The sequence below is a fragment of the Pseudomonas sp. 3MAES_34.3B genome, from assembly GCF_058145875.1.
Genome location: NZ_CM176960.1, coordinates 2,218,093 through 2,241,727 on the forward strand (window position 1 = coordinate 2,218,093; position 23,635 = coordinate 2,241,727).

The window sequence follows — 23,635 nt, forward strand, 5'->3', positions numbered from 1 at the left end:
AAGTCTAAGTCATGGCTTTCCATTGAATCATCGGATATTAATACTATCTCCAACCTGCCTCTGGTATCGCTGAGTGTCGCGGCCACAAAGATGTTCTGTGTGGCTGCCGATATAAGTGGTACTTCGGCTATCGGGTCCTACGCAGGAGTTACTGTCGACTGTTGGGGCATCCGCTCTAGCTGGGAATGGATGCGAGTGATATCTTTCAGGTCCTCGGGATGGGTCAGGTCATATGCATTGTGCAAGTAACAGCTTTTGAATGAATTATTAGGCTACACGGCGGCAGCCATTGGGGCCCTCGTGCGCGGACTTGATCAGAACTGAAGGACAGTACCGGTACCGGGTAGTTTGGGTCTTTGTTTTACCTCGCAGTGCTCCATAATGAGCGGTGTTTGTGGTGTACGCTGTAGTCGCCATAACACTTGGGCCCGGTCTCTGTGCAGTTGCCACGGCAAGAATCTGGTCTAAAGTTTCAGGGCCCGTGTTGCGTTCTTCACTGCCTTTTCCATTCACCTTGAGCGCGCCGCGGCAGGGAGAACAGGACAATGGCCAGCGAATTCAACGTGAAGGATTACGGCGCCAAGGGCGACGGTGTAACAGACGACACTCAGGCAATCCAAGCCGCCATCGACGCAGCAGCGGCGGCGGGCGGCGGGCAGGTGACCATAGGCGCCGGCACCTTTCGGCTCAGCCCTGGCGAGGACGCAGATGGCGGGTGCCTGTTGGTCAAGGCCGGTGTGTCCCTTCAAGGCCTCAGCACTGAGGCCACTATCCTCAAGCTGGCCAGCGGTGTCACGTCAGCCGCCGGCATTCTGCGGGCCGAAGGCACCGGGGTACAACTCAAGCACTTGAGTATCGACGGCACCAGTACCGTGGCGGATATCGGGCCTGTGGACGGTGTAGCCGTCAGTCAGGCAAGCGGGCTGGTGATCGACGATGTGGACGTGCACAACGTCAGCGGCAACGGTTTCGACCTTCGCAGCCTTGGCAGTACGGTGACCCTGCGAAACAGCACCGCCCACGACAATGGCAAGGACGGTGTGATCGCCGACGGCTTGCGCAACAGCGTGTTCGAACACAACACGTCCTACGCCAACGTGGGCGATGGCTATCAACTGGGCGGTACCCTGCGCATGCTCGACAGCGATGGCTACGGCAATGCAGGTGATGGGGTGCGCCTGGTGGAAGGCACCGCATCGAACACCACGAGGGATGACCAGGTGGGCAACATTGTGGTGAGTGGCGGGCATTTCACCGAGAACCGTGAAACGGGCATTCATATCGAGAATGTCGCGGGCTACCGAGTAACCGGTGTAGAAGCCACGCTGAATTTATCGTACGGCATACACAGTGATGCCAGCCGGCTGGGCGAGATCACGTTCAACAACATCCATGAGAATAACCAGCGGATCGAAGGCGCGGAAATACTGCTGACCGGCGTCGTTTATGTGCCCTCACTGAGCGCCCAGTTCATCGACGTCCACGGCAACGTCGTCAGCGGGGGCTATTGGCCCAATTCCACGTACGGCATCGCTGAAGCGAGTGGGCTGGGCGGAAACAATCGAATCACCGACAACGTGATCAGCCAGGTCGACTACGCCACACGGCAAGGTACCCTCAGCAGTGTCATCCGCGACAACCAGATGTTCATTCACCAGTTCGGCACGGCAGCGGCCGACACCCTGTCCGGCTCCCTGGCGCGAGAGCTGTTAGTGGGCGGCGCGGGCGACGACCGCATCGATGGCGGTGAGAATAACGATATTCTCGTGGGCGGGGCCGGCCGTGACCGCTTGCATGGCGGTTGGGACGACTGGACCGGCGGGGATACGTTCCTCTACACCGCCATGACGGACAGCTACCGCGCCGGTGATGTCTCCCATGCCGACGTGATTGACGACTTCGATTCCGAAGACCAGCTCGACCTCACCCAGCTCGGCTTCACTGGCCTGGGGGATGGCCACGGCAGCACCCTAAAGCTCGTCGAACACAGGGGCAGCGGCCTGATCTACCTCCAAAGCTTCGATGCTGACGCCAACGGCAACCGTTTCGAACTGATATTGAAAGGCGAATGGACGCCCAACCTGCAACCGAGCAACTTCCGCGCCCTGGTGCAAGGCGACACTGCGGCGAATACCTTGAACGGCGGCACCTCGGGCGAAACCTTGATCGGGGCCAATGGGGCGGATGTGATCTCGGGTGGAAGGGGGGAAGACCGCTTGATCGGAGGCGAGGGGGCCGATCGGCTGAGCGGGGGCGCTGACAGCGACACCTTCGTATACACCTCGCTCAAGGACAGCTGGCGTGCAGACGACGACGTATTGTTGCACCGGGACACCGTGATGGATTTCGACCTGGAGGGCAACGACAGCATCGACGTGAGTGCGCTGGGGTTCACCGGCCTGGGTAATGGTTACAACCACACGCTGCTGCTGGAGTGGGTTGCCGCCCGGGGTGAAGGGGTGCTGAAGTCACTGGAAACCGATGCCTTGGGTCGGCATTTCGAAGTGGCGTTCTTCCCTATCAACATGACCGCGCTGCAATCGGACACCGCGATCATCTTCGCCCACCCCGAGGGCTACAACAGCCAGCCCTTGCCAGCAGGGGCCTGGGGCGTGCCTGAAACCGAGACACCGTTGACACTGCTGGGCGAGGCTGCCCCGCAGGTAGAGGCAGCGGCTTGACCTCGCGGGCATTCAGATGACGTGTGCCGAATGCAATTCCGTCAAGGCTTGCGCCTTGAGTTCGGCGAGCAGGGGGTGGCGCCGGTCGCGCGGCTGCGGCAAGGGCACCTCGAGGGATTGCCGGACAGTACTGGGGCGGTTGCCCATGATCAACACGCGGTCGCTGAGGTACAGCGCTTCGTCGATGTCATGGGTAACCAGCAGCAACGCGATGTTGTGCCGTTGCGCCAACTGCAACAGCAGATCCTGAAGTTTCATCCGGGTGAAGGCATCGACCGCGCTGAAGGGTTCGTCCAGCAGCAACACCCCCGGCCGGGAGTACAGCCCACGCGCGATGGCGACGCGCTGGGCCATCCCTCCAGACAATGCCTTGGGCAATGCCGTGCCGAAGCCCTCAAGGCCGACTTCCTTAAGCAACTGGTTAACCCAGGCCCGATCGAAATGCGCATCGTCGTGGAAGCCGATGTTGCGTTCCACGCTCAGCCACGGCATCAGGCGAGGTTCCTGGAACACAAAGGCGGTGTGTTCGGTGCTTTGCCGAAGCTCGCCCGTGTAATCGCGCTCCAGCCCCGCGATGATCCGCAACAGTGTGCTTTTGCCGCACCCGCTGGGGCCCAGCAGGCTGACGATTTCGCCGCGGTGCAACGTCACCCTTGTGTTGTTCAGTACCAGCGCCTGGCCGAAGGCTTTTCGGCGCACGTGAACATTCAGCAGTACCTCACTCATGGGGTGCCTCCCTGCCCGGTGTAGGTGTCCCGCCAACGCAACCAGCGGCGCTCGACGCTGGCGAATACGCCGTCGCTGATCTTGCCGAGCACGGCAAGGGTAATGATCGCCGCCAGCACGATGTCTGGCCGTGACGTTTCGCGACCATCGCTGAGCAGGTAACCCAGCCCTTTGGTAGCCGCGATCAGCTCGGCGGCGACCACGAACATCCACGCCATGCTGAGCCCGCTTCGCAGGCCGGTGAACAAACCCGGCATGGCGGCTGGCAACAGGATCCGCCACACCAGCCGGCGCCGGCCGAACCCATACATCTGGCCGACTTCCACCAACCGCCGATCAATGTTGCGTATGGCTGCCACGCCATTTACGTACACCGGGAAGAACGCCCCGATGGCGATCAGAATGATCTTGGAGCTTTCGTCGATACCCAGCCATAACAGCAGCAATGGTACCCAGGCCAGGCTAGGTATGGCGCGCAAGCCAGCGAACGTGGGCTCAAGGTAAGCCTCGGCCTCGCGGCTCAGGCCCACCCAGGCCGCGAACACCAACGCCAGTGATGCGCCGATGAAGAAGCCGATCAGGACCCGCAAAAGGCTGGCGCCGATGTGCTTGCCCAGCGGGCCCTGGGCAAGGTCCAGCAGCGTAACGGCGACGTCGCTGGGCGCGGGCATCTGGTAGGCCGGTACCCAGCCCAGCCTTACCACCGCTTCCAGCACCGCAATGATCGCCACCGGCAGCACACAGCCCTTGAGCGGCGTGCGCCAACGCGAGCGGCCCGGCCCCTGGGATCGCGCCTGTGCGTTGCCCAGGCTTTTACTCGGCACAGCCATGGGCTTAGTTTTTCCCGATGACGGTGGCACTGAAGTGAGGATCGAACAGCTGATCCACCACCGCGTTCACGTCGGTACCCTTACGCACCAGCCCCTCGGCCAGCAGGATCGGCGCGGCGGCTTTCAAGGCGGCGATATGCTCAGGCCCGGGTTGGGCGTTGCTGAAGTCGGTGCGAGAAATCTGCAGCTTGGCCACCTCCAGCGGCAAGCCGGATTCCTGCGCCAAGAGTGCCGCCAGCTCATCGGGGTGCTGGCTGGCCCAGGCGCGGGCTTTCTCGTAGGCCTGCAGCACGGTCTCGATGGTGTGGGGCTGGGCATTGGCATAGGCTTCGGTCACGCTGATCACCCCATAGCTGTTGAAATCCACGTTGCGATACAGCAAGCGCGAGCCGGCCTGAAGCTGGCTTGCGGCAAGCAGAGGGTCCAACCCCGCCCAGGCGTCCACTTCACCTTTTTCCAGGGCCACGCGGCCATCGGGATGTTGCAGGTGCACCAGTTCCACGTCGTCTTTGCTCAGGCCGGCTTGCTGCAGGGCACGGAGGGTGAACAGGTAGGGGTCGGTGCCTTTGGTGGCGGCGATTTTCTTCCCTTTCAGGTCGGCCACTGTCTTGATGGGGGAATCCTTGCGCACGGCGAGGGCGGTCCACTCCGGCCGGCTGGCGATATAAACGGTTTTCAAGGGGCTACCGTTGGCGCGGCTCAACACCGCGGCAAGGCCTGCGGTGGAGGCGAAGTCGATGCTGCCGCTGTTGATGTATTCCAGCGAACGGTTACTGCCCTGGCTCAACACCCAGCTCACTTTAGTGCCAGGCAGCGCTTGTTCCAGCCAACCGAAATGCTTGAGCACCAGGCTGGTAGGCGAGTAATAGGCATAGTCCAGGTGTACCTCGGCCGGTGGCGTATCGGCCGCCTGGGCGATGCCGGCCCAACTTGCCGATAGGGCAGCGGCCGCGAGCAGGGGCAGGGCCCACCGAAACAAGGGGTGTCTCAACAAGGGTGTAAGCATCGGGGGCGTCCTGGCAGGGCTGGCTTGAGAGCTGAAGGCAGAGCGCGTTAGGTGGCGCATATGCCTGGATGGTGCTAACCCTAAATGATCTAAGTGGTGCCAAATAAATAACATTTCGGTATTTGGCTAGATCATTTTCACTTGTTGAATCCCCGGTATTTGCTGGCCTGCAATCTCCCTCAGCGCCTCTGTCTGAGGCCTGCTGATCGTTTATCATCAGCACGCCCTTTATTCCCTGGAATCCACATGAGCGCTGCGCCCGGCACCTCCACCACCAGCCGCCTTACCAACTACAAAACCTTGGCCGACAGCATGGCCCAGTTGCTGTTTCCCCACGCCGAAGTGGTGCTGCATGACCTGGCCACGCAAACGGTGGTGCACATCGCCAACAACCTGTCCCGGCGCAAGTTGGGGGACGATTCGGCGCTTGAAGAGCTCTCAGGCGATGTGAACACCCAGCGCAGCTTCGGCCCCTACGAAAAACTCAACTGGGATGGGCGGCGTATCCGTTCGATCACCAGCGTGCTGCATAACGAGGGGGGAAGGCCGGAGTTCGCGCTGTGTATCAACCTGGACTATTCCGTGCTCGAACAGGCGCGCGACGCCTTGAACCTGTTCTTCCAGGCCAGCCGGATGGTGGCGCAGCCCCAGGCCTTGTTCCGGGATGACTGGCAAGAGCGCATCAATACCTTCCTGCACGGCTGGCTGCAGGAACGGCACCTGGCGATCAGTGGGTTGAGCCGCGATCAGAAGCGCGAGCTGGTCGAAGCGTTGTATCGGGAAGGCGCGTTCGACGGCCGCAGCGCCCATGACTACGTGGCCAACGTGCTGAACATGGGACGGGCTACCGTTTATAAATACGTGAAGGCGTGCCGGGCCGTTTGAGGGCCCGCCCGGTTACAGCCCAGCGCAGGCCTGGAACGCACAGCGTGCTATTACTGCGTCCTGAACCGCCACGCCCGTCAAGTCCGCCAGGGTAATCTGCCCATTATCGCGGCGCCCCTCAGCGTTGCCGGCCAGCAGATGGCCCAGCTCCACAAGCCGCGCTGCCGGCAGTAGCCCAGCCTTGATCGCATGGGACAGTTCGCCGAATGCACTGCACTGCACAATCGAGTCAGCCACCACCACATCAGCAGCGGCCACCAGCTCAGGTTCCAGTTCCTGTTTGCCGTTGGCATCCGCGCCCACTGCGGTGATGTGCGTACCGGGGCGTACCCATTCGCGCCTGAGCAACGCCTCCCGTGAAGGCGTGGTAGTCACGATCAGGTTGGCGGCACGGGCAACCTGCTCGGCGCTCAGCGTGGTGGTGACGGTGAAGCCCAGCCCTTGCGCGAATTGCCGATAGTCCGCCAGCGCTTGGGCCGTGCGCCCCCATACCGTGACCTGGCGGCAGGGTGTGACAGGCATCAGGTGCTCCAATTGCAGGCGGGCCTGGCTACCAGTGCCGAGGATGCCGATCCCTTGCACCAAAGACGGTGCCAACGCGCGGGCGGCGAGCTGGCCGGCAAGGGCGGTACGCAATGAAGTGAGCCAGCCTTCATCCTGCAGCAGGGCCAACGGCTGGCCGGTGTTGGCGCACAACACCATCATCAGCCCGCTGTTGCTGGGCAAGCCCTTGGCCGGGTTGGAATAGAAGCCGGTAGAGACTTTCACCGTAAACGTATCGCAGCCTTCGACCCAAGCGGACTTCACACAGCAATCGCCGTTGGCCTGTTCAAACGCGAAATGCTGGACCGGGGGCACTTTCACGTTGCCTTGGGAGTACGCGATAAACCCTTCACGCAAGGCCTGCGCAGAAAGCTCGACAGTGATCGAAGCGGCTATCTGCTGCTGGGAAAACACTTTCATTGGATGGCCTCCATGAATTTCTCCAGCAGTATGTTGCGGCCGCAAATCACTACCGCCACGTGCTTGCCCTGATAGTCGGCTGCCAGCTTCAGGGCGCCCGCCAGCGCCACGCCGGCCGCGCCTTCGATCATCCAGCGCTCGAACCGCGCAACGGCTTTCATCGCTGCGCGGATTTCGTCTTCGCTCACTAATACCGTGCGGTCGATCACGCGCTGACACAGGGGGAACGTGATGCTGCCCGGCTCGATACCGCCGGCCGTGCCGTCGGAGAGGGTGTCCGCTTCTTCCATTTCTATGATGTGCCCCGCCGCCAGCGAGCGCTCCAGCGTCGGCGCATTGGCCGGCCAGCAGCCGATGACGTGCGCGTTTGGCTTGAGCTGCTTGATGGCCGTACCAATCCCGGAGACCATTCCACCGCCACCTACCGCTACGAACACAGCATCCACCTGCGGCAACTGCTCGGCGATTTCCATACCGATGGTGCCTTGGCCAGCGATAACCTGGGCATCGTTGTACGGCGAAACGAACAGCTTGCCCTGCCGGCGTGCCTCGGCGGCCGCCTCCAGCTCAACGGCCAGCGGATCGGTGTCTAGGGTAATAACCTCGGCACCCAGGGCGCGGATGGCATCGAGCTTCAGCGCCGAGGCTGTGGTGGTGGCGTACACCGTGACCGGAACGCCCGCTTCATGGCCGGCCAGCGCCACCCCAAGCCCGTGATTGCCCGAGGAAGCAGTGATGACGCCGCTGTGACGTTGGGCCTCGGTGAGCAAACGGACCTTGTTGCTCGCGCCACGAAACTTGAACGAGCCCGTGCGCTGCAGGTGCTCACACTTGAGGTGCACCTGGCAGCCAGTGAGCGCGGACAGCTGTGAGCTGTAGGTGAGAGGCGTTTCAAGCACTGTAGGGCGAAGGGCTTGGTGCGCTTTTTGGATAGCATCGAAAAGGGCGGGTTGGGGCTGATTGTCGGGCATTGGGGGCCTGGTTCGAGAGGTTTGGCGAAAGGGTTCGCCGGCTGCGCCGGCTCCCACACTATGGTTGTGGAATATAAGTCCACACAAGATAAAAAGTCTACACATAAGCAAATTGCTATCCAATTCGATGATTCAGCCAATCCACACAATCGATACCGTTCATCGGCCTTCGCTGTGATAACGTGCGCCCGCTTCGTAACAGGGCGTGACTCCGCTCTGCATCGAGCCTTCTATAAGCAGCGATGGCCCGCTGCCGCCTGCACTGAATAACCTGTCTTGACCGTCCGATGGAATGTCGGATGCCGTCGCAGTTGATGGAATCCTCGTTTTGCTTACCTCGATTATTGCTTTCAGACGGCCCCTGCGCCGCCTCGCCTGTATTGCGCTTGGCTGCGCGGGGGCGATAGCGCCCTGGGCTGCCCCCCACGCCGAGGGCTGGCAAAGCCGGGCCACCATGACCGGCGACTGGGGCGGTGAACGTTCCAGGCTGGTGGATGAAGGCATCCGGTTTACCGGCGACTACAGTGGAGAAACGGTCTACAACGCCCACGGTGGCAAGCAGCGGGGCACGCGGTATTCGCAGAACGTGAAGCTCGGTGTTCGCTTTGAGCTGGACAAGCTGCTGGGCCTGGAGCACGGCGGGAAGGTCCAGGTAACCATTAATGACCGGCGTGGCAACAGCGGCTCAGACGACCTGATCGGCAACCGGCTGCCCGTGCAGGAGAACTACGGTGGCTTGTACACGCGCCTCACTGAGCTGAGCTACGAAAACACGCTGTTTACGCCGGACCTGGACGTGAAGCTTGGCTTCATGGCGATGGGCAACGATATCGGCGGGCTGAGCACTGGCATTCTCTGCAACTTCATGAACGCGGGCTTCTGCGGCCATGCGCTGTCCATGTCGGGCGGCAGTGGCTGGAGCAACTACCCCAACGGCCATCTCGGCGCTATCGCCCGTTACCGGTTCAACCCCGAATTCGCGCTTCAGGTCGCGGCGTTCAAGGTTGATGCCGCAAGCAATGGCGATTCGAGCCGCGCCTGGCATGTGACCCCCAAGGACAGCACCGGCAATGTGTTGCCCGTGGAGTTGATCTATACGCCGCACGGAGCACTGCCGGGCGAGTACCGGCTGGGTTACTACTACGACACTTCCGACGCCCCCCGCATCGGCAGCGACAACACCATCGCCGGCCGCGATGGCGCCTATTTCCTCATGGACCAGGCCGTGTGGGCTTCGGCTGCCGACCCGGCCCGCAACCTTCATATCTTTGGCCAGATTGCCGATGCCAGCGCCGCCGCATCGCCGTTCCGACGCTGGTACTCCGCTGGTTTGGCGCTGAAGAAGCCGTTTGACAGCCGCCCGAACGATACCTTCGCCGTGGGCTATGGCCGTGCCGTGTTCAATTCCCGCAGCCGCGACGTGCAAGAACAGGCCGCGATTGCCAATGGGCAGGATTTTCCCGACCTGAGCAGCGGGGAAGGGCTGGTCGAGATGACCTATGGCGCTCAACTCTCGCCTTGGCTGCTGGTGCGCCCTTCGCTTCAATACATCATCGAGCCGGGGGCCTTCTATGGCACCGAAACGGCCAATGCGCTGGTGTTCGGCGTACAGGTAAAAGCAGCTTTATGAGTTCTGAACGCAGTGAACACTGCGTATGTCCACAATCTACCTACCTTCATTGGTATTTGCCTCCACAGGCTCAAGCGTTAGAAGGAGCACACAATGTCTAACCCCCAACACACGGCGGCCGGCGGTCGCTGGCTTGTCTGGATAGCCGCCCTCGGCACACTCGTGTTCGGCCTGTTGTTTACGGCGGGGGGCGGTTACCTCGCCTCGCTGGGCGGCAGCTGGTACTTCCTGCTCGCGGGCATCGGCATGATTGTGTCCGCCATTCTGCTGTTCAAGCGTCGCCTGTGGGGCGCCTGGCTGTTTGCGGTCGTGATGGTGCTGTCTATCGTGTGGGCAGTGGTGGACGCGGGGCTGAACTTCTGGCCCCTGGTTTCGCGGCTGTTCGCGCTGGGCGTGCTCAGCCTGGTGGTAGCGCTGGTTTACCCTTCGCTGCGCAAATCCAATGGGTTGGTTGGCGGGCGCCTGGGTTATGGCCTCAGCGCCGTGCTGGCCATCGCACTGGCGGCGGGCTTCTGGGGCATGTTCCTGCCGCACAACCCGGTATCGCCCAGCGGTGACGGCCCGGGCCTGACCAAGGTTGACCCGGCCAAGGCGCAGAAAAACTGGGACAACTACGGTAACGATGCAGGCGGTAGCCGCTTCGCTGCGCTGGACCAGATCAACCGCGATAACGTATCCAAGCTGATCCCGGCCTGGACCTACCACACCGGTGACGTGGCCATCAGCGACGGCAACGGCGCGGAAGATCAGCTCACCCCTCTGCAGGTGGGCGACAAGGTGTTTATCTGCACCCCGCACAACAACGTGATTGCGCTGGATGCCGATACCGGCAAGGAACTGTGGAAGCGGCAGATCAATGCCAAATCCGCCGTGTGGCAGCGTTGCCGCGGGCTGGCCTATTTCGATGCCACCGCCGCCGTGGCCAAGCCTGCCGATTCCAGCACGCCAGCTACCCCGGTCTCGATCCCGGCGGGCGCCAACTGCCAGCGCCGCCTGTTCACCAACACCATCGATGCGCGGCTGATCGCTGTGGATGCCGACACCGGTGAGTTCTGCCAGGGCTTTGGTGACAACGGGCAGGTAGACCTCAAGGCCGGCCTGGGTAGCGTACCGGACTCCTACTACCAACTGTCTTCGCCGCCACTGATGGCCGGCACCACCGTAGTGGTGGGTGGCCGCGTGGCTGACAACGTACAGGCTGATATGCCTGGCGGTGTGATCCGTGGTTTTGACGTGGTCACCGGCGCCATGCGCTGGGCCTTCGACCCGGGCAACCCGCAAGACAAACAAGCGCCGGCCAACGACAGCACCTACGTGCGCAGTACGCCCAACAGCTGGGCGCCGATGTCGTACGACCCGGCCACCAACACCGTGTTCCTGCCGATGGGCAGCCCGTCCACCGACATCTATGGTGTGAAGCGGACCGAGCTCAACCACAAGTACGGTGCGTCGGTGCTGGCGCTGAACGCTACGACCGGCGACGAGAAGTGGGTGTTCCAGACCGTGCATAACGACCTCTGGGACTTCGACCTGCCGATGCAGCCGACCCTGACCGACTTCCCTCAGGCCGACGGCAGCACGGTGCCCGCTGTGGTGATCGGTACCAAGGCAGGGCAGATCTATGTGCTGGACCGCGCCACTGGCAAGCCGCTGACCGACGTGCAGGAAGTGCCGGTCAAGGCTGCGGACATTCCGAACGAACCTTATTCGCTTACCCAGCCGCGTTCGGTTGGCATGCCGCAGATCGGTGCGCAGCACTTGACCGAGTCGGACATGTGGGGCGCCACCCCGTTCGACCAGATGTTGTGCCGTATCTCGTTCAAGAAAATGCGTTATGACGGCCTGTACACGGCACCGGGCACTGATGTGTCCCTGAGCTTCCCGGGTTCGCTGGGCGGCATGAACTGGGGCGGCGTTTCTACCGACCCGGTGCACGGCTTCATCTTTGTCAACGACATGCGCCTGGGCCTGTGGATTCAGATGGTGCCCGCCGAGCGTGAGGCCCGGGCCTCGTCCGGTGGCGAAGCGATCAACACCGGCATGGGCGCGGTACCACTCAAAGGCACGCCTTACGCCGTGAACAAGAACCGCTTCCTGTCCCTGGCCGGCATTCCATGCCAGGCGCCGCCGTTTGGCACGCTCAGCGCGGTGGACCTGAAAACTCGCAAGATCGCCTGGCAGGTGCCGGTAGGTACCGTTCAGGACACCGGCCCGCTGGGCATCAAGATGGGGCTGCCGTTGCCCATCGGCATGCCTACCCTGGGCGGTACCTTGTCCACCCAGGGTGGCCTGGTGTTTATCGCCGGTACCCAGGATTACTACCTGCGTGCGTTCAACTCGGCTACCGGGGAAGAAGCCTGGAAAGCCCGCCTGCCCGTAGGTAGCCAGGGCGGCCCGATGACCTTTGTGTCGCCGAAGACCGGCAAGCAGTACGTGGTGATCACCGCAGGCGGGGCGCGGCAATCGCCTGACCGTGGCGATTATGTGATTGCCTACGCGCTGCCGGAGAAGAACTGACCACAGCGGATGTGCCGCTGGTCCAGCGGGAGGCACTAGTGGCCTCCCGCTGCGCTCTCAATCTTGAGCGCGGATCTTCTGCGCTGTGCACAGGAGAGTGATCATGGTTAATGACGACAATGGCACAGCAAGCCCGTATCCGGGGCCCGCAGGTGCAGACAGCGACGACGAGCTGCTCGATGAAGAGGGCGGGTCGTCGGATGTCGAGCAGAGCGATGGCAACGAAGCGCCGGTGGCTCCACCGGTGGACGATGATGAAGAGCCATCGCCGGGCAATGCCGTCTGAGTACGCTTGATAGCCTCGGCCTCGCTTGTTGCGGGGCCGAGCCGCTTTACCTTCCATCCATCCGCGCCTTCCCCGTCTCAACTTTCCCCTGCCTCTGCCGCTAACCGTGCATACCCGGCGTGCTTCGCCGCTTGAGCCACGGAACCTCTCATGAACCTGCGATCCCTGAAAATCGCCAAGCGCAGCGTTGTCTGCTTTGGCCTCATTGCCTTCGTATTGGCCGCCCTCGGCCTGTTCGGCCTGTATCAGATGGCGGGCATTCGCGCACAAGCCAAACTGGTTTCGGAGGAGAACGTTCCTGGCATCATTACCAGCGACGCCATCGCGCTGCAGTTGGCGCGAGTGCGTATTCAGGTGCTGCGCATCGTTGCCGTTCCTGCCACGGCGGGCGAAACCCTGCAAGGGCTGCACAAGATCGGCAGCACCCTCGATGAGCTGTTCAAGGCCTACCGGCCAATGATCGGCAGCCAGATCGAGCAGTCCAGCTACGACCAATTGCTCACGCTATACACCGCCTACATGCAGCAGGCTGACCATGTGGCTGCCTTGGTGAGTGCCGGTGATGTCGACGCTGCGCGTGACTATTTCACTCACACCATGACAGACGCCGGCACCCGGATGAACGACCTGTCTGCGGCGCTTCAACAGGAAAACATCGACGAGTCCCGCGAGCACAACCACACCGGCGACGCCTTGTACGGTGAGTCCCGCTCGGTGACCCTGGCGGCTATCGTACTGGCGCTGGCGTTGACGGTTCTGCTGTCGTGGCGCCTCACCCGCAGCCTGATCCGGCCGATCGAAAGCGCTGTTGCAGCCGCGCAGACCATCGCCGCCGGCGACCTGACCGCGCGGCTCGACACCCGTGGCACCGACGAAGCGGCATTGCTGCTTCAGGCCATGGCGTCGATGCAGGGTACGCTGAGGGACACGTTGGAGCGGATCATGTTGTCGGCCCAGCAACTGGCCTCGTCCACGGAGGAGATGAGCGCAGTGATGAGCGAAAGCGCGACCGGGCTGGCCCAGCAGAACGATGAAATCGAGATGGCCGCCACCGCCGTGACCGAGATGAGCCAGGCGGTGGACGAAGTTGCCTCCAACGCTACCTCTGCCTCGTCGCAAACCCGAACGGCGAGCGAAACGGCGCGCCGCGGCCAGGGCCAGTTGGGCGATACCCTCTCGGCCATTGGTTCGCTTACCGACAACGTACTGGGCGCGTCCGAACACGCCCGTAACCTGGCCGAGCAGGCCCACGGCATCACCAAGGTGCTGGACGTGATCCGCGCCGTGGCCGAGCAAACCAACCTGCTGGCGCTCAACGCCGCCATTGAGGCTGCCCGCGCGGGCGAAGCGGGGCGTGGGTTTGCGGTGGTGGCCGATGAAGTGCGCTCGTTGGCCAGCCGTACGGGCGAGTCCACCCGGGAAATCGAGTCGATGATCTCCAGCATCCGTGCCGGCACCACCCAGACGGTCGATGCCTTGTTGACCAGTGCCGACCAGGCCCGGGTTACCCAGGAGCAGGCCCATGCGGCCAAGGATGCCTTGAGCAGTATTTCTGTTGCCGTGTCGGCGATCGACGAACGCAACGTGGTGATCGCCAGTGCCGCCGAGGAACAGGCTCAAGTGGCCAGAGAGGTTGACCGTAACCTGGTGCGTATCCGTGACCTGTCGATCAGAACCTCGGCGGGCGCCGAGCAAACCCATGCGGCCAGCCAGGAGCTGTCCCGGTTGGCCTCCGACCTCAGTGGGTTGGCACAGCGGTTCAAGGTTTAAAACACATTCACTTCAAAGGGCGCCATCTGCGCCCGGAAGCGCTCACCGGCGAAGGTTTTTGTGATGGTTTGTTGCTGCGCTTGTTGCCATAGCTCAAGCGCCGCCTGCCTCGCCAGCTCCGAACGTTCCATGGTCGGCTGCACGGTGCGCATGGCGGCATAGGTGGCGCACAGCATCACGGTGAGGTGTGCGGGGTCCTTGGTGTCCGCCGCGAACCGGGCATTGGCCAGCTTTCCCGATTTGGCGATATCGAACGTCATGTCGATTTCGGCGCCGTCACGCTCCAGTTTCTGCTTGATCACCGCACCGTTCTTGAAGGTTCGCGGCTTCTGGAAGGTGACGGTTCGGCAGTCCTGCTCTTCGGGCAGGTGCTGCTTGATCCCGGCCAACAGTGCCGGGGCCGTGAGCTCAAGGCCCTCACCGGGCGCAGTTTTCGCCGGGGCTTTGGTGGCTGCTTGGGTAGAAAGCACGGCTAGCGAAACGAGACAGGTCAGTAGCAGGCGGGCGAGCATTCGGTAATTCCTTCAGATAAGAAAAACCCGCCGAAGCGGGTTCCAATAGCCTTGGCTGGAGCTTTATCAGGCGGCGATGGCCTCGATCCATTCTTCACCCTGCAGGGTAAAGGTTGCCGTTTCGCGGGGGATCGTCGTTTTGGGGGCCTGATACGGCCCGTATTGAATATGGCAGTACGCTGAATAGAGGCCCCGCATCGCAATGTCCGCCGGCCCGGGGACCTCTTGAGACCCTCGTTTTTCCCAATTGGCTACGGTTTGGACGTCCACGCGCAGGATTGCTGCGAGTTCTGCCTGTACCAGGTCCTGCTCCTTGCGCAAAAACCGGAACTGATGCCCAGTCATTGGGGACCCTTGCGTGACAATTTCTGCGGCAATGGCGCGGTGCAAGCCTTGGACATTCTCGATCCGAACGCCTTGGCCATAACGCGTCTGGAGAATTTCATAGCCATTCTTCAGGTAGATCCCTTCGAGGCCGCTACCTTTGTATTCCAATTGCTGTCTCGTCCATAGCGACGTTTTCAATATCGACTGCCTATGATTTTTATAGGTTCAGCCATGGTAAGCCGCTTACCCGGGAAGTCAATCAGTCACCAGGCCGACGGGCTAAAGACGGTTCGTCCTCTATTTACTTCCTGTTTACAGCCAGGCCCAGCACCATGCCCAAATCCCATACCCGCCTGACCTACCGCCAGCCAACCACCGCTGACCTTCCGCGCCTGTTCGCGATCTACAGCGACCCGCGTACCCAGGTCTTCAACCCTGCGGGCGCGTTCACTGATCCCGGCCAGGCCGAGCAGCTGCTGAGTACCTGGCTGGCGCATTGGGCCGCCAATGGCTTTGGCTGGTGGGCGGTGGCGGAGCAGGGCGCGCCGGAGGAGATTATTGGCTTTGGCGGCGTGGCCTGGCACAGCTACCTGGGCGAGCAACGGCTGAACCTGGGTTACCGCTTTGCCGTGGAGGCGTGGGGCCGGGGTTATGCCACGGAGCTGGCGCAAGCGGCGCTGCGCCATGCCCTCGGCCCTTTGGGCTTCCCGCAGGTATGGGCATTTGTGCGGCCGGATAACGCGGCCTCGATCAAGGTGCTCGAGAAGATCGGCATGCAACCGTGCGGCGTTCTCGACGACGTGCCAAGGCAGCCACCGAGCCGGCTGTTCCGCGCGCCTGCCCGGGATGAGTCAGGGACGCCGTGAGGTTGGCCGTTCAGTATCAAAAGTCGGGTATACGTTAGATCGACCAGGATTTGTCACGTATACCAAACATGGACCATGCCCTGACATCCCATTCGCGAGCTCCGCCTGCGGCTCCGCCCGTCTCCCACAAGGTCCGGCGCCCGGCGGATGTACGTACTTGAGCTGGTGGGAAGCGGCGGGGCCGACCATCCGGCGCCAGCTCGCGCATAGTGGAGGGCCCAGGCTTATGCATCGCCATGCGCCGATTCTCTTAATCACCACCATCCGCAGTTGCGCTTTATCGCCCCCCGGGCAATCCATCTGCATGCGACGCAATCAACGCCTCTACCTCGGCAACCGTGGGCGAGTAGGCGCCGGCGTGGCTGCAGGACACCGACGCACAGGCGGCGGCGAATACCAGCCGTTGCTGCAGGTCGGTGATGCCCAGCAGCCCCGAGCCCAGCCAGCCAGCCATGCTGGCATCGCCCGCGCCCACGGTATCGGCTACGGTTACCTTCAACGCGGGTTGCTCGTAGGTGCCTTCGGCAGTGTATAGCGTCAGCCCGCGTTCGCCCCGGGTAAACAGTACCTGCGCCTCGGGGTTGAGTTCGCGCAGGGCCTGCAGCGCCTGGGCTTCTTCGTAGTCGGGGTACAGGTTTTTCAGGTCTTCATCCGACAGTTTGACGGTACTCGCCAGCCTCGCCAGGGTAGGGAAGGTCTCTTCGCGGTACCGCGCCGTCATCAGGTTGCGCCAGTTCGGGTCGTAGCTGATGACTTTGCCAGCGGCTTTCGCCTGTTCGGCGGTGCGTATCAGCAAGCTGGCGAGGGGCTCACGGGCCAGGCTGATACAGCTGAAATGGCAGATTTCCACTTCATCCAACCAACCCTCGGGCAGCGCGTCGAGGCTGAAGCGCAGGTCGGCTTCACCGGCGAAGAAGTACGTGGGTGGGGCGCTGGAAGGCACGACGGCAACCAGTGGATCTGCCTTTACCCGCTGGATGAAGCGCATGTCCAGCCCGGCGGCTACCGACTGCTCGGCGATCTCTTCGCCCAATGAATCCTCACTGATGGCCCCGCCGAACCCGGTAGCGATGCCTAGCTTGCTGAGGGTACGGGCTACGTTCCAGGGCGCGCCGCCTGGGTAGCCGCGCCAGTGGCCAGGGGTGGTTTGCACGATGTCGGTAAGCGCTTCGCCGAATACCACGACACGGGGGAGGGACATGCGAGGAGTTCCTTATTGTAGGGAATGCAATGGCGAACCGGCGCTGGCCTGGCGCCGGTATTCGCTGGGGGTTTGCGCCATTTCATGGCGGAAGTGACGATTGAAATTGGACAGGTTGGCATAGCCCACGTCGAAACAGATATCGGCTACCGAACGGTCGGTTTGCATCAACAACCTGCACGCCCGTTGCACCCGTAATTTACGCATGAGGTCTACGAAGCCGTGGCCGGTCACCCGCTTGAAAAAGCGCGAGAATCCCGCTTCGCTCATGCCGACGCGCTCGGCCGCCACACTCAAGCGGATGTCCCCGGTCAACTCGGCCAGCAGGTACTCGAACGCCTGGGTGATCCGTTCGGCGCTGCGGTCATCCAGCACGGGCGAGTAGCAGGGGCTTGCCAGCGGGCGACGGTCCGCCAGTGGTGCCTTGGCCAGGGTGTCGCATAGCTGGAGAAAGCGGGTCAGGCGCTCCAGCCCTCGGGCCAGGCCTACCGCCTCGATCATCATCGCGGCCCGCACGGCGGTTTGCCCGGTAAATTCCAGGCCCCGGTGCGCACTGCTGAACAGGCCCTTCAGCTCGGCCAGTTCCGGTAAGGCGCTGGCCAGCCCCAGCAAGGCCTCGCCGTCAAACTGAAGCACTACGTCACGGCCTGGAAGGTGCTCGCCCGGTGTGAGATCACCGATCCAGTCGTGGGGCAGGTGGGGGCCAATCAGCGCCACATGGCCCGGGCTGAAAGGGCCGATGTAGTCGCCCGCCAGCAACTTGCCGTGACCGTGACGTATCAGATGGAGCTCGAACTCAGGGTGGTGGTGCCAGCGGGCGAGGGGGTAAGGGTAGTCATGCTCGAACCAGCGAAAGCCGTTCCCGGGCTCAGGGAGGATCACTTCCAGCTCGGCGGGCGGATGATCCAGCAGGTTGGCGTGAGTGGCCCGCATACCGGGTACCTGTGTTTTATTGTCGATGTGGCTCGAGCATACCCATGGCCACCTTCACTGACCAGCACGCCAGCTACGTGCGGTTGATACTTTCTTGCCTTTTTCAGCCCAAGCCCTGGTGGGCAAAAAAAGTATCAGTGCAGCGTTCGTGGATCGTTTGTGGGCGGCTGGAGTGAGTGCTGTAATCGAGCCGCGCCCGCCATCGGATGTGCCCTCGCTGTGGCGGATACAAAAACAAGAACGCTCGTGCCGGCCAGGCATAGAGTGGGAGAACGCCATGAACGCCATCAAACCCATGCAAGCGCTTGCACTGTGTGCCGGGCTGTCGGTCACGCTCATCAGCCATGCGGCGGATACCGTCACCATTGCCACGGTGAACAACAGCGACATGATCCGTATGCAGCGGTTGAGCAAAGTATTTGAAGAACAGCACCCTGACATCACGCTCAATTGGGTGGTGCTTGAAGAGAACGTGCTGCGCCAGCGGCTCACCACCGACATTGCTACTCAGGGCGGGCAGTTCGACGTGCTCACCATTGGCACTTATGAAACGCCCTTGTGGGGCGCAAAGAAGTGGCTCGAACCGTTGCAGGGCCTGCCAGCCAGCTACGACGTCGAGGATATTTTCCCCGCCGTGCGCCAGGGGCTTTCAGTCAATGACGTGATGTACGCACTTCCGTTCTACGGCGAAAGCACGCTCACCTATTACCGCACAGACCTGTTCAAGCAAGCCGGCCTCACCATGCCGGAACACCCCACCTGGACCCAGTTGGGGGAATTTGCCAGCAAACTGCATGACCCTGCCAAGGGCCAGTACGGCATGTGCCTGCGCGGCAAGGCTGGGTGGGGCGAGAACATGGCCCTGCTGAGCACCATGGCCAACGCCTTTGGCGCGCGCTGGTTCGATGAGCAGTGGAAGCCGCAACTCACCAGCCCCGAATGGACCGCCGCAGCCAACTTCTATGTCGATACCTTGAAAAAGTACGGCCCGCCTGGCGTGTCCAGCAACGGCTTCAACGAAACCCTGGCCCTGTTCAACAGTGGCAAATGCGCCTTGTGGGTGGACGCCAGCGTAGCGGGGTCCTTCACCACGGACAAAACCCAGAGCAAGGTGGTCGATCAGGTAGGGTTCGTGGCCGCGCCCGTGGAAGTGACGGACAAGGGGTCGTCCTGGCTGTACGCCTGGTCGCTCGCCATTCCTGCAAGCTCCAAACACAAGGACGCGGCGAAGGCGTTCATCACCTGGGCCACCTCGAAGGAGTACGTGAAGCTTGTCGCCGACAAGGACGGCATCGCTAACGTGCCGCCGGGCACCCGCCAGTCCACGTACAACGACGCTTACCTGCACGCCGCACCGTTCGCCAAGGTGACCCTGGCGATGATGCAGCATGCAGACCCCTCACACCCCTCGGCCCAGCCAGTGCCGTACCAGGGCATCCAGTACGTGGTGATCCCTGAGTTTCAATCCATTGGCACTTCGGTCGGCAAGCTGTTTTCCGCTGCGTTGACCGGGCAGACGAGCGTTGATCAGGCCCTGGCCGCAGCGCAGGCCAGCACGGAACGGGAAATGAAGCGCGCGGGTTATCCCAAGTGACCGTGCCTGCTCGCTGGCAACTTAACTCTTTCGCAGGAACGCAGGTATGAAACGACTGAACGGTAAAAGTGCATTGATCACGGGCTCGGCGCGGGGTATCGGCCGCACCTTCGCACAGGCTTATATAAGGGAAGGTGCAATGGTGGCCATTGCCGACATCAACCTTGAACGCGCCGAAGCAACCGCCCGTGAGCTCGGCCCGGGCGCCTACGCCGTGCGCATGGACGTGACTGACCAAGGCTCCATAGACGCGGCAATCGCGGCGGTGGTGGCCAAGGTGGGCAAGCTGGATATTCTGGTAAACAACGCGGCGCTGTTTGACCTGGCGCCGATTGTGGAGATCAGCCGCGAAAGTTATGACCGGCTGTTTTCGATCAATGTGGCGGGCACCCTGTTCACCCTTCAAGCGGCCGCCCGGCAGATGATCGCCCAGGGCCATGGCGGCAAAATCATCAACATGGCCAGCCAAGCCGGGCGGCGAGGGGAGCCACTGGTGGCGGTCTATTGCGCTACCAAGGCCGCCGTAATCAGCCTCACGCAATCGGCGGGGCTGAACCTGATCAAGCAGGGCATCAACGTGAACGCCATCGCACCGGGGGTGGTGGACGGGGAGCACTGGGACGGCGTGGACGCCTTGTTCGCCCAGTATGAAAACCGCCCCCTTGGCGAGAAAAAACGCCTGGTAAGCCAGGAGGTACCCTTCGGCCGCATGGCCACCGCCGAGGACCTTGTAGGCATGGCAGTGTTTCTCGCGTCGGCCGAGAGCGATTACGTGGTGGCGCAAACCTTTAACGTGGATGGCGGGAACTGGATGAGCTGAGGGCTGCTTCGCGGTCGTCCCTCGTGTGGTCCATAGGAATAGGCAATACCTGTGTAAGCATGGGCAATGGCGCTTCGGTTGGGGCTGGTTACGCTAACGGTCCCCTTACTGAGACACGGCCATGGCGACTTCAAAAACCCTTCTCATCACCGGTATCAGCAGCGGCTTTGGCCAGGCGCTGGCCAACGAAGCCCTCGCGGCCGGCCATCGAGTGATTGGTACGGTGCGCAACCAGGCCGCGCTCGAAGCTTTCGAAGCCAATGGGCCGAACGCCCACGCAGTGCTCCTGGACGTTACAAACTTCGAACAGGTGGCCGCTGTGGTGGCCGATGCCCAGCAGCGCTTTGGCCCGGTAGATGTGCTGGTCAACAATGCCGGCTACGGGCATGAAGGCTTGTTCGAAGAGTCTTCGCTGGAGGAGTTGCGTCAGCAATTCGATGTGAACGTGTTCGGCGCGGTGGCGGTCACCAAGGCATTCGTACCAACCATGCGTGGGCGGCGCTGTGGGCACATCATCAACATCACCTCCATGGGCGGCAGCATCACGATGCCCGGCATCGCCTGGTATTGCGGCAGCAAGTTTGCGCTGGAGGGTATCTCCGATGCGCTAGGCAAGGAGCTCGCGCCCTTCAATGTGTACGTGACGGCGGTAGCGCCGGGCTCGTTCCGCACCGACTGGGCGGGCAGGTCCATGCAGCGCACGCCCAGGCGTATCGCTGATTACGATGCCAGCTTCAACCCAGTGCGCCAGGCGCGCCATGAGAAAAGCGGCAAGCAGCTGGGCGACCCGCACAAGGCCGCGCGGGCTATTCTGCAGCTTATCGACAACCCACGGCCGCCGGCGCACCTTTTGCTGGGCAGCGATGCTTTGGCGCTGGTGCGCGATCACCATGCGGCCAGGTTGCAGGAAATCGAGCAATGGGCAACGCTCACGCGCTCGACCGACGGTTAAAGCTGCCAGGAAAGGGCCACTTCGATGGAACATCGCTGGGCACGCACCGCGCGCATGGTGCAGTTGATGGAGGTGCTCGCCCCGGTAGAGGGTTACAACCTCAGCGCCCTGGACGACGTGCGCTTTTTGCGCTCCAACCAACCGCTGCGGCGTACCCCGGTGCTGTACGACCCCGGCATTGTGATCCTCTGCCAGGGCCGCAAGCGGGGGTACCTGGGCGAGGACGTGTATGTCTACGACGCCCAGCATTATCTCGTGGTGTCCGTGCCTGTGCCCTTCACCATGGAAACCGACGCCAGCCCAGGCGAGCCCATGCTGGCGGTGTACATGCGGCTGGACTTTCGGCTGGCCAGCGAGCTGCTGATGGAGGTCGATAGCGCAATCGGGCCCACCCGATTGCCCCCCAAGGGCATGTACTCATCGCCGATGGACGATCGCTTGGCAGACTCTACGTTACGGTTTCTCGAAGCCATGAACGATCCGGATGACGCGGTGATCCTTGGCCCGTCGCTGGTAAGGGAGCTCTACTACCGGATTCTCGCTGGGGAGCAGGGGGGCTCGTTGCGGGCGGCGCTCAATCAACAGGGCCACTTCGCCAGGGTTACCCGTGCCATCCGCAAGATCCATAGCCATTACCAGGAGGGTTTGAGCGTAGAAGCGCTGGCACGGGAAGCGACCATGAGCGTGCCCAGCTTCCACCTTCATTTTCGCCGGGTGACCGATTCCACGCCCATGCAATACCTGAAATCCACGCGGTTGCATCAGGCCAGGCTGCTGATGTTGCGCAGCGACATGTCCGCCGCTGCGGCGGCCTTCGCGGTGGGCTACGAAAGCCCGTCGCAGTTCAGCCGGGAGTTCAAGCGGTTCTTCGGCCGGACGCCGTTGGCCGAGGTGCAGTGGATGAAGGCCACCTATGCCTTGCCCGCGCCCGCCAGCCCGTCGGTGTTTGTGTCGTCCCATTGATGGCAGGCTGCCTTGCTACCCCGGCACCCGGACCCAGCCTTCCATAAGCACCCGCGCGCTGCGGCTCATGATCGCTTTGGTGACCTGCCACTGGCCATCTACCTGCTTCGCCTCGGCGCCTACCCGCAGGGTGCCGGAGGGATGGCCGAAGCGGACGGACGTGCGCTCGCCGCTACCTGCCGCCAGGTTCACCAAGGTGCCCGGGATCGCCGCCGCTGTGCCGATGGCGACGGCGGCGGTACCCATCATGGCGTGGTGCAGCTTGCCCATGGACAGCGCGCGCACCAGCAGGTCGACGTCATCCGCCGCGACGACCTTGCCGCTGGAGGCGGTGTAGCCGGCTGGCGGTGCCACAAAGGCCACTTTTGGCGTGTGCTGCCGCGTGAGCGCTTCATCCAGTTGAGTGATCAAACCCATGCGCAGGGCGCCGTACGCCCGGATGGTTTCGAACCGTGTGAGGGCCTCGACGTCGCCATTGATCGCGCCTTGCAGCTCCGTACCTGTGTAGCCCAGCGCCTCGGCGTTCAAAAAGATGGTGGGGATGCCGGCGTTGATCAGCGTGGCGCGGAAGGTGCCCACGCCAGGCACCTCAAGTTCATCCACCAGGTTCCCGGTGGGGAACATCGCGCCGCCGCCCTCTGCGTCATCGGCAGCGGGATCGAGGAATTCCAGTTGCACTTGCGCAGCGGGGAAGGTCACGCCGTCCAGCTCGAAATCACCGGTCTCCTGTACCTGGCCATCGGTGATGGGTACGTGAGCGATGATCGTCTTGGCAATGTTCACCTGCCAGATGCGCACCGTGGCAATGCCATTGCGCGGTACCCGCGACGGATCGACCAGGCCTTGGCTGATCGCGAACGGCCCCACGGCGGCGGAAAGGTTGCCGCAATTGCCGCTCCAGTCCACGAACGCGGCGTCGATGGACACCTGGCCGAACTGGTAGTCCACATCATGATCAGCCCGTTGGCTGCGCGAAATGATGACCGTTTTGCTGGTGCTGGACGTGGCGCCGCCCATGCCGTCGATCTGCTTGCCGTACGGATCGGGGCTGCCGATCACGCGCAGCAATAAAGCATCCCTGGCCACACCGGGCGCTTGCGCAGCCGGGGGGAGGTCATCGAGCGCAAAGAAAACGCCTTTGCTGGTACCGCCACGCATGTAGGTGGCGGGGATTTTTATTTGTGGGGCATGGGGCATCACAG

The 23,635-nt window shown here is 62.4% G+C and carries 21 protein-coding genes and 1 pseudogene; 12 read left to right on the top strand and 10 right to left on the bottom strand.

The annotated features are described in order from the left end of the window. Positions 1 to 545: 545 nt before the first annotated feature. Entirely contained in the window at positions 546 to 2,681 is a 2,136-nt protein-coding gene (locus AC3Z8Y_RS09925; RefSeq protein WP_490089529.1) for a right-handed parallel beta-helix repeat-containing protein, read from the top strand. Between the two features lie 12 nt (positions 2,682 to 2,693). On the opposite strand, the gene AC3Z8Y_RS09930 is transcribed toward AC3Z8Y_RS09925, so the two are convergent. From AC3Z8Y_RS09930 to AC3Z8Y_RS09940, 3 genes are read right to left on the bottom strand one after another with little or no spacing between them, the layout of a single operon-like run. After that, on the bottom strand, positions 2,694 to 3,407 hold the full coding sequence (locus tag AC3Z8Y_RS09930) for an ABC transporter ATP-binding protein (protein WP_490089530.1): 714 nt from the start codon (positions 3,405 to 3,407) through the stop codon (positions 2,694 to 2,696). Further along, on the bottom strand, positions 3,404 to 4,237 hold the full coding sequence (locus tag AC3Z8Y_RS09935; protein ID WP_490089531.1) for an ABC transporter permease: 834 nt from the start codon (positions 4,235 to 4,237) through the stop codon (positions 3,404 to 3,406). Before AC3Z8Y_RS09935 ends, AC3Z8Y_RS09930 begins: the two co-directional genes overlap by 4 nt. A 4-nt stretch (positions 4,238 to 4,241) precedes the next feature. Beyond that, positions 4,242 to 5,243 (bottom strand): aliphatic sulfonate ABC transporter substrate-binding protein, encoded by a 1,002-nt coding sequence (locus AC3Z8Y_RS09940; protein ID WP_490089532.1) that lies wholly within the window; start codon positions 5,241 to 5,243, stop codon positions 4,242 to 4,244. A gap of 246 nt (positions 5,244 to 5,489) precedes the next feature. Here AC3Z8Y_RS09940 and AC3Z8Y_RS09945 point away from each other — a divergent pair, with 246 nt between their 5' ends. Next, on the top strand, positions 5,490 to 6,128 hold the full coding sequence (locus AC3Z8Y_RS09945; protein WP_490089533.1) for a helix-turn-helix transcriptional regulator: 639 nt from the start codon (positions 5,490 to 5,492) through the stop codon (positions 6,126 to 6,128). Positions 6,129 to 6,140: 12 nt separating this feature from the next. Here the strand turns inward: AC3Z8Y_RS09945 and AC3Z8Y_RS09950 are convergent, their stop codons facing one another. Both AC3Z8Y_RS09950 and AC3Z8Y_RS09955 read right to left on the bottom strand, forming a co-directional pair. Beyond that, positions 6,141 to 7,091, bottom strand: coding sequence for an ornithine cyclodeaminase family protein (locus tag AC3Z8Y_RS09950; protein ID WP_490089534.1), 951 nt, complete (start codon positions 7,089 to 7,091; stop codon positions 6,141 to 6,143). Then, a complete protein-coding gene (locus tag AC3Z8Y_RS09955) occupies positions 7,088 to 8,062 on the bottom strand; it encodes a threonine/serine dehydratase (protein WP_490089535.1) in 975 nt (324 codons plus the stop codon). The genes AC3Z8Y_RS09950 and AC3Z8Y_RS09955 overlap by 4 nt, the downstream gene beginning before the upstream one ends. Positions 8,063 to 8,516: 454 nt before the next feature. Between AC3Z8Y_RS09955 and AC3Z8Y_RS09960 the strand changes: the two genes are divergently transcribed. The 5 genes and pseudogenes from AC3Z8Y_RS09960 (at position 8,517) to AC3Z8Y_RS09980 (ending at position 14,265) form a co-directional block, all read left to right on the top strand. Then, positions 8,517 to 9,692 carry a carbohydrate porin gene (locus AC3Z8Y_RS09960; protein ID WP_490089536.1) on the top strand — a complete coding sequence of 392 codons (1,176 nt, stop codon included), beginning with the start codon at positions 8,517 to 8,519 and terminating at the stop codon, positions 9,690 to 9,692. Between the two features lie 93 nt (positions 9,693 to 9,785). After that, positions 9,786 to 12,209, top strand: coding sequence for a glucose/quinate/shikimate family membrane-bound PQQ-dependent dehydrogenase (locus AC3Z8Y_RS09965; protein WP_490089537.1), 2,424 nt, complete (start codon positions 9,786 to 9,788; stop codon positions 12,207 to 12,209). 103 nt (positions 12,210 to 12,312) lie between these two features. Beyond that, complete coding sequence (locus AC3Z8Y_RS09970; protein ID WP_490089538.1) at positions 12,313 to 12,495, top strand: hypothetical protein; 183 nt, start codon at positions 12,313 to 12,315, stop codon at positions 12,493 to 12,495. Positions 12,496 to 12,645: 150 nt separating this feature from the next. Then, positions 12,646 to 13,182 (top strand): annotated as a pseudogene (locus tag AC3Z8Y_RS09975) (MCP four helix bundle domain-containing protein); the annotation flags it as partial. Positions 13,183 to 13,209: 27 nt separating this feature from the next. Continuing rightward, positions 13,210 to 14,265 (top strand): methyl-accepting chemotaxis protein, encoded by a 1,056-nt coding sequence (locus tag AC3Z8Y_RS09980; RefSeq protein WP_490089969.1) that lies wholly within the window; start codon positions 13,210 to 13,212, stop codon positions 14,263 to 14,265. Here AC3Z8Y_RS09980 and AC3Z8Y_RS09985 read toward each other — a convergent pair. Together AC3Z8Y_RS09985 and AC3Z8Y_RS09990 are read right to left on the bottom strand one after the other, a co-directional pair. Beyond that, on the bottom strand, positions 14,262 to 14,777 hold the full coding sequence (locus tag AC3Z8Y_RS09985; protein WP_490089539.1) for a hypothetical protein: 516 nt from the start codon (positions 14,775 to 14,777) through the stop codon (positions 14,262 to 14,264). The genes AC3Z8Y_RS09980 and AC3Z8Y_RS09985 overlap by 4 nt on opposite strands. 66 nt (positions 14,778 to 14,843) lie before the next feature. Then, positions 14,844 to 15,272: a helix-turn-helix domain-containing protein gene (locus AC3Z8Y_RS09990; protein WP_490089540.1), complete on the bottom strand. Its 429-nt coding sequence runs from the start codon at positions 15,270 to 15,272 to the stop codon at positions 14,844 to 14,846. 164 nt (positions 15,273 to 15,436) lie between these two features. Here AC3Z8Y_RS09990 and AC3Z8Y_RS09995 point away from each other — a divergent pair, with 164 nt between their 5' ends. Next, positions 15,437 to 15,970 (top strand): GNAT family N-acetyltransferase, encoded by a 534-nt coding sequence (locus AC3Z8Y_RS09995; RefSeq protein WP_490089541.1) that lies wholly within the window; start codon positions 15,437 to 15,439, stop codon positions 15,968 to 15,970. 277 nt (positions 15,971 to 16,247) lie between these two features. Here the strand turns inward: AC3Z8Y_RS09995 and AC3Z8Y_RS10000 are convergent, their stop codons facing one another. After that, a complete protein-coding gene (locus tag AC3Z8Y_RS10000; protein ID WP_490089542.1) occupies positions 16,248 to 17,171 on the bottom strand; it encodes a carbohydrate kinase family protein in 924 nt (307 codons plus the stop codon). A gap of 12 nt (positions 17,172 to 17,183) precedes the next feature. Further along, positions 17,184 to 18,104: a helix-turn-helix domain-containing protein gene (locus AC3Z8Y_RS10005; RefSeq protein ID WP_490089543.1), complete on the bottom strand. Its 921-nt coding sequence runs from the start codon at positions 18,102 to 18,104 to the stop codon at positions 17,184 to 17,186. Positions 18,105 to 18,399: 295 nt separating this feature from the next. Here AC3Z8Y_RS10005 and AC3Z8Y_RS10010 point away from each other — a divergent pair, with 295 nt between their 5' ends. The 4 genes from AC3Z8Y_RS10010 to AC3Z8Y_RS10025 all read left to right on the top strand — a co-directional run bounded on the left by AC3Z8Y_RS10010 (position 18,400) and on the right by AC3Z8Y_RS10025 (position 22,433). Next, positions 18,400 to 19,698 (top strand): ABC transporter substrate-binding protein, encoded by a 1,299-nt coding sequence (locus tag AC3Z8Y_RS10010; protein ID WP_490089970.1) that lies wholly within the window; start codon positions 18,400 to 18,402, stop codon positions 19,696 to 19,698. A 46-nt stretch (positions 19,699 to 19,744) separates the two neighbouring features. After that, entirely contained in the window at positions 19,745 to 20,518 is a 774-nt protein-coding gene (locus AC3Z8Y_RS10015; protein ID WP_490089544.1) for an L-iditol 2-dehydrogenase, read from the top strand. Between the two features lie 121 nt (positions 20,519 to 20,639). Beyond that, entirely contained in the window at positions 20,640 to 21,470 is an 831-nt protein-coding gene (locus AC3Z8Y_RS10020) for an oxidoreductase (RefSeq protein ID WP_490089545.1), read from the top strand. A gap of 24 nt (positions 21,471 to 21,494) precedes the next feature. Beyond that, complete coding sequence (locus tag AC3Z8Y_RS10025) at positions 21,495 to 22,433, top strand: AraC family transcriptional regulator (protein ID WP_490089546.1); 939 nt, start codon at positions 21,495 to 21,497, stop codon at positions 22,431 to 22,433. Positions 22,434 to 22,448: 15 nt separating this feature from the next. Here AC3Z8Y_RS10025 and prpF read toward each other — a convergent pair whose 3' ends face one another. After that, a complete protein-coding gene (gene prpF / locus AC3Z8Y_RS10030) occupies positions 22,449 to 23,630 on the bottom strand; it encodes a 2-methylaconitate cis-trans isomerase PrpF (RefSeq protein ID WP_490089547.1) in 1,182 nt (393 codons plus the stop codon). Positions 23,631 to 23,635: the final 5 nt, after the last annotated feature.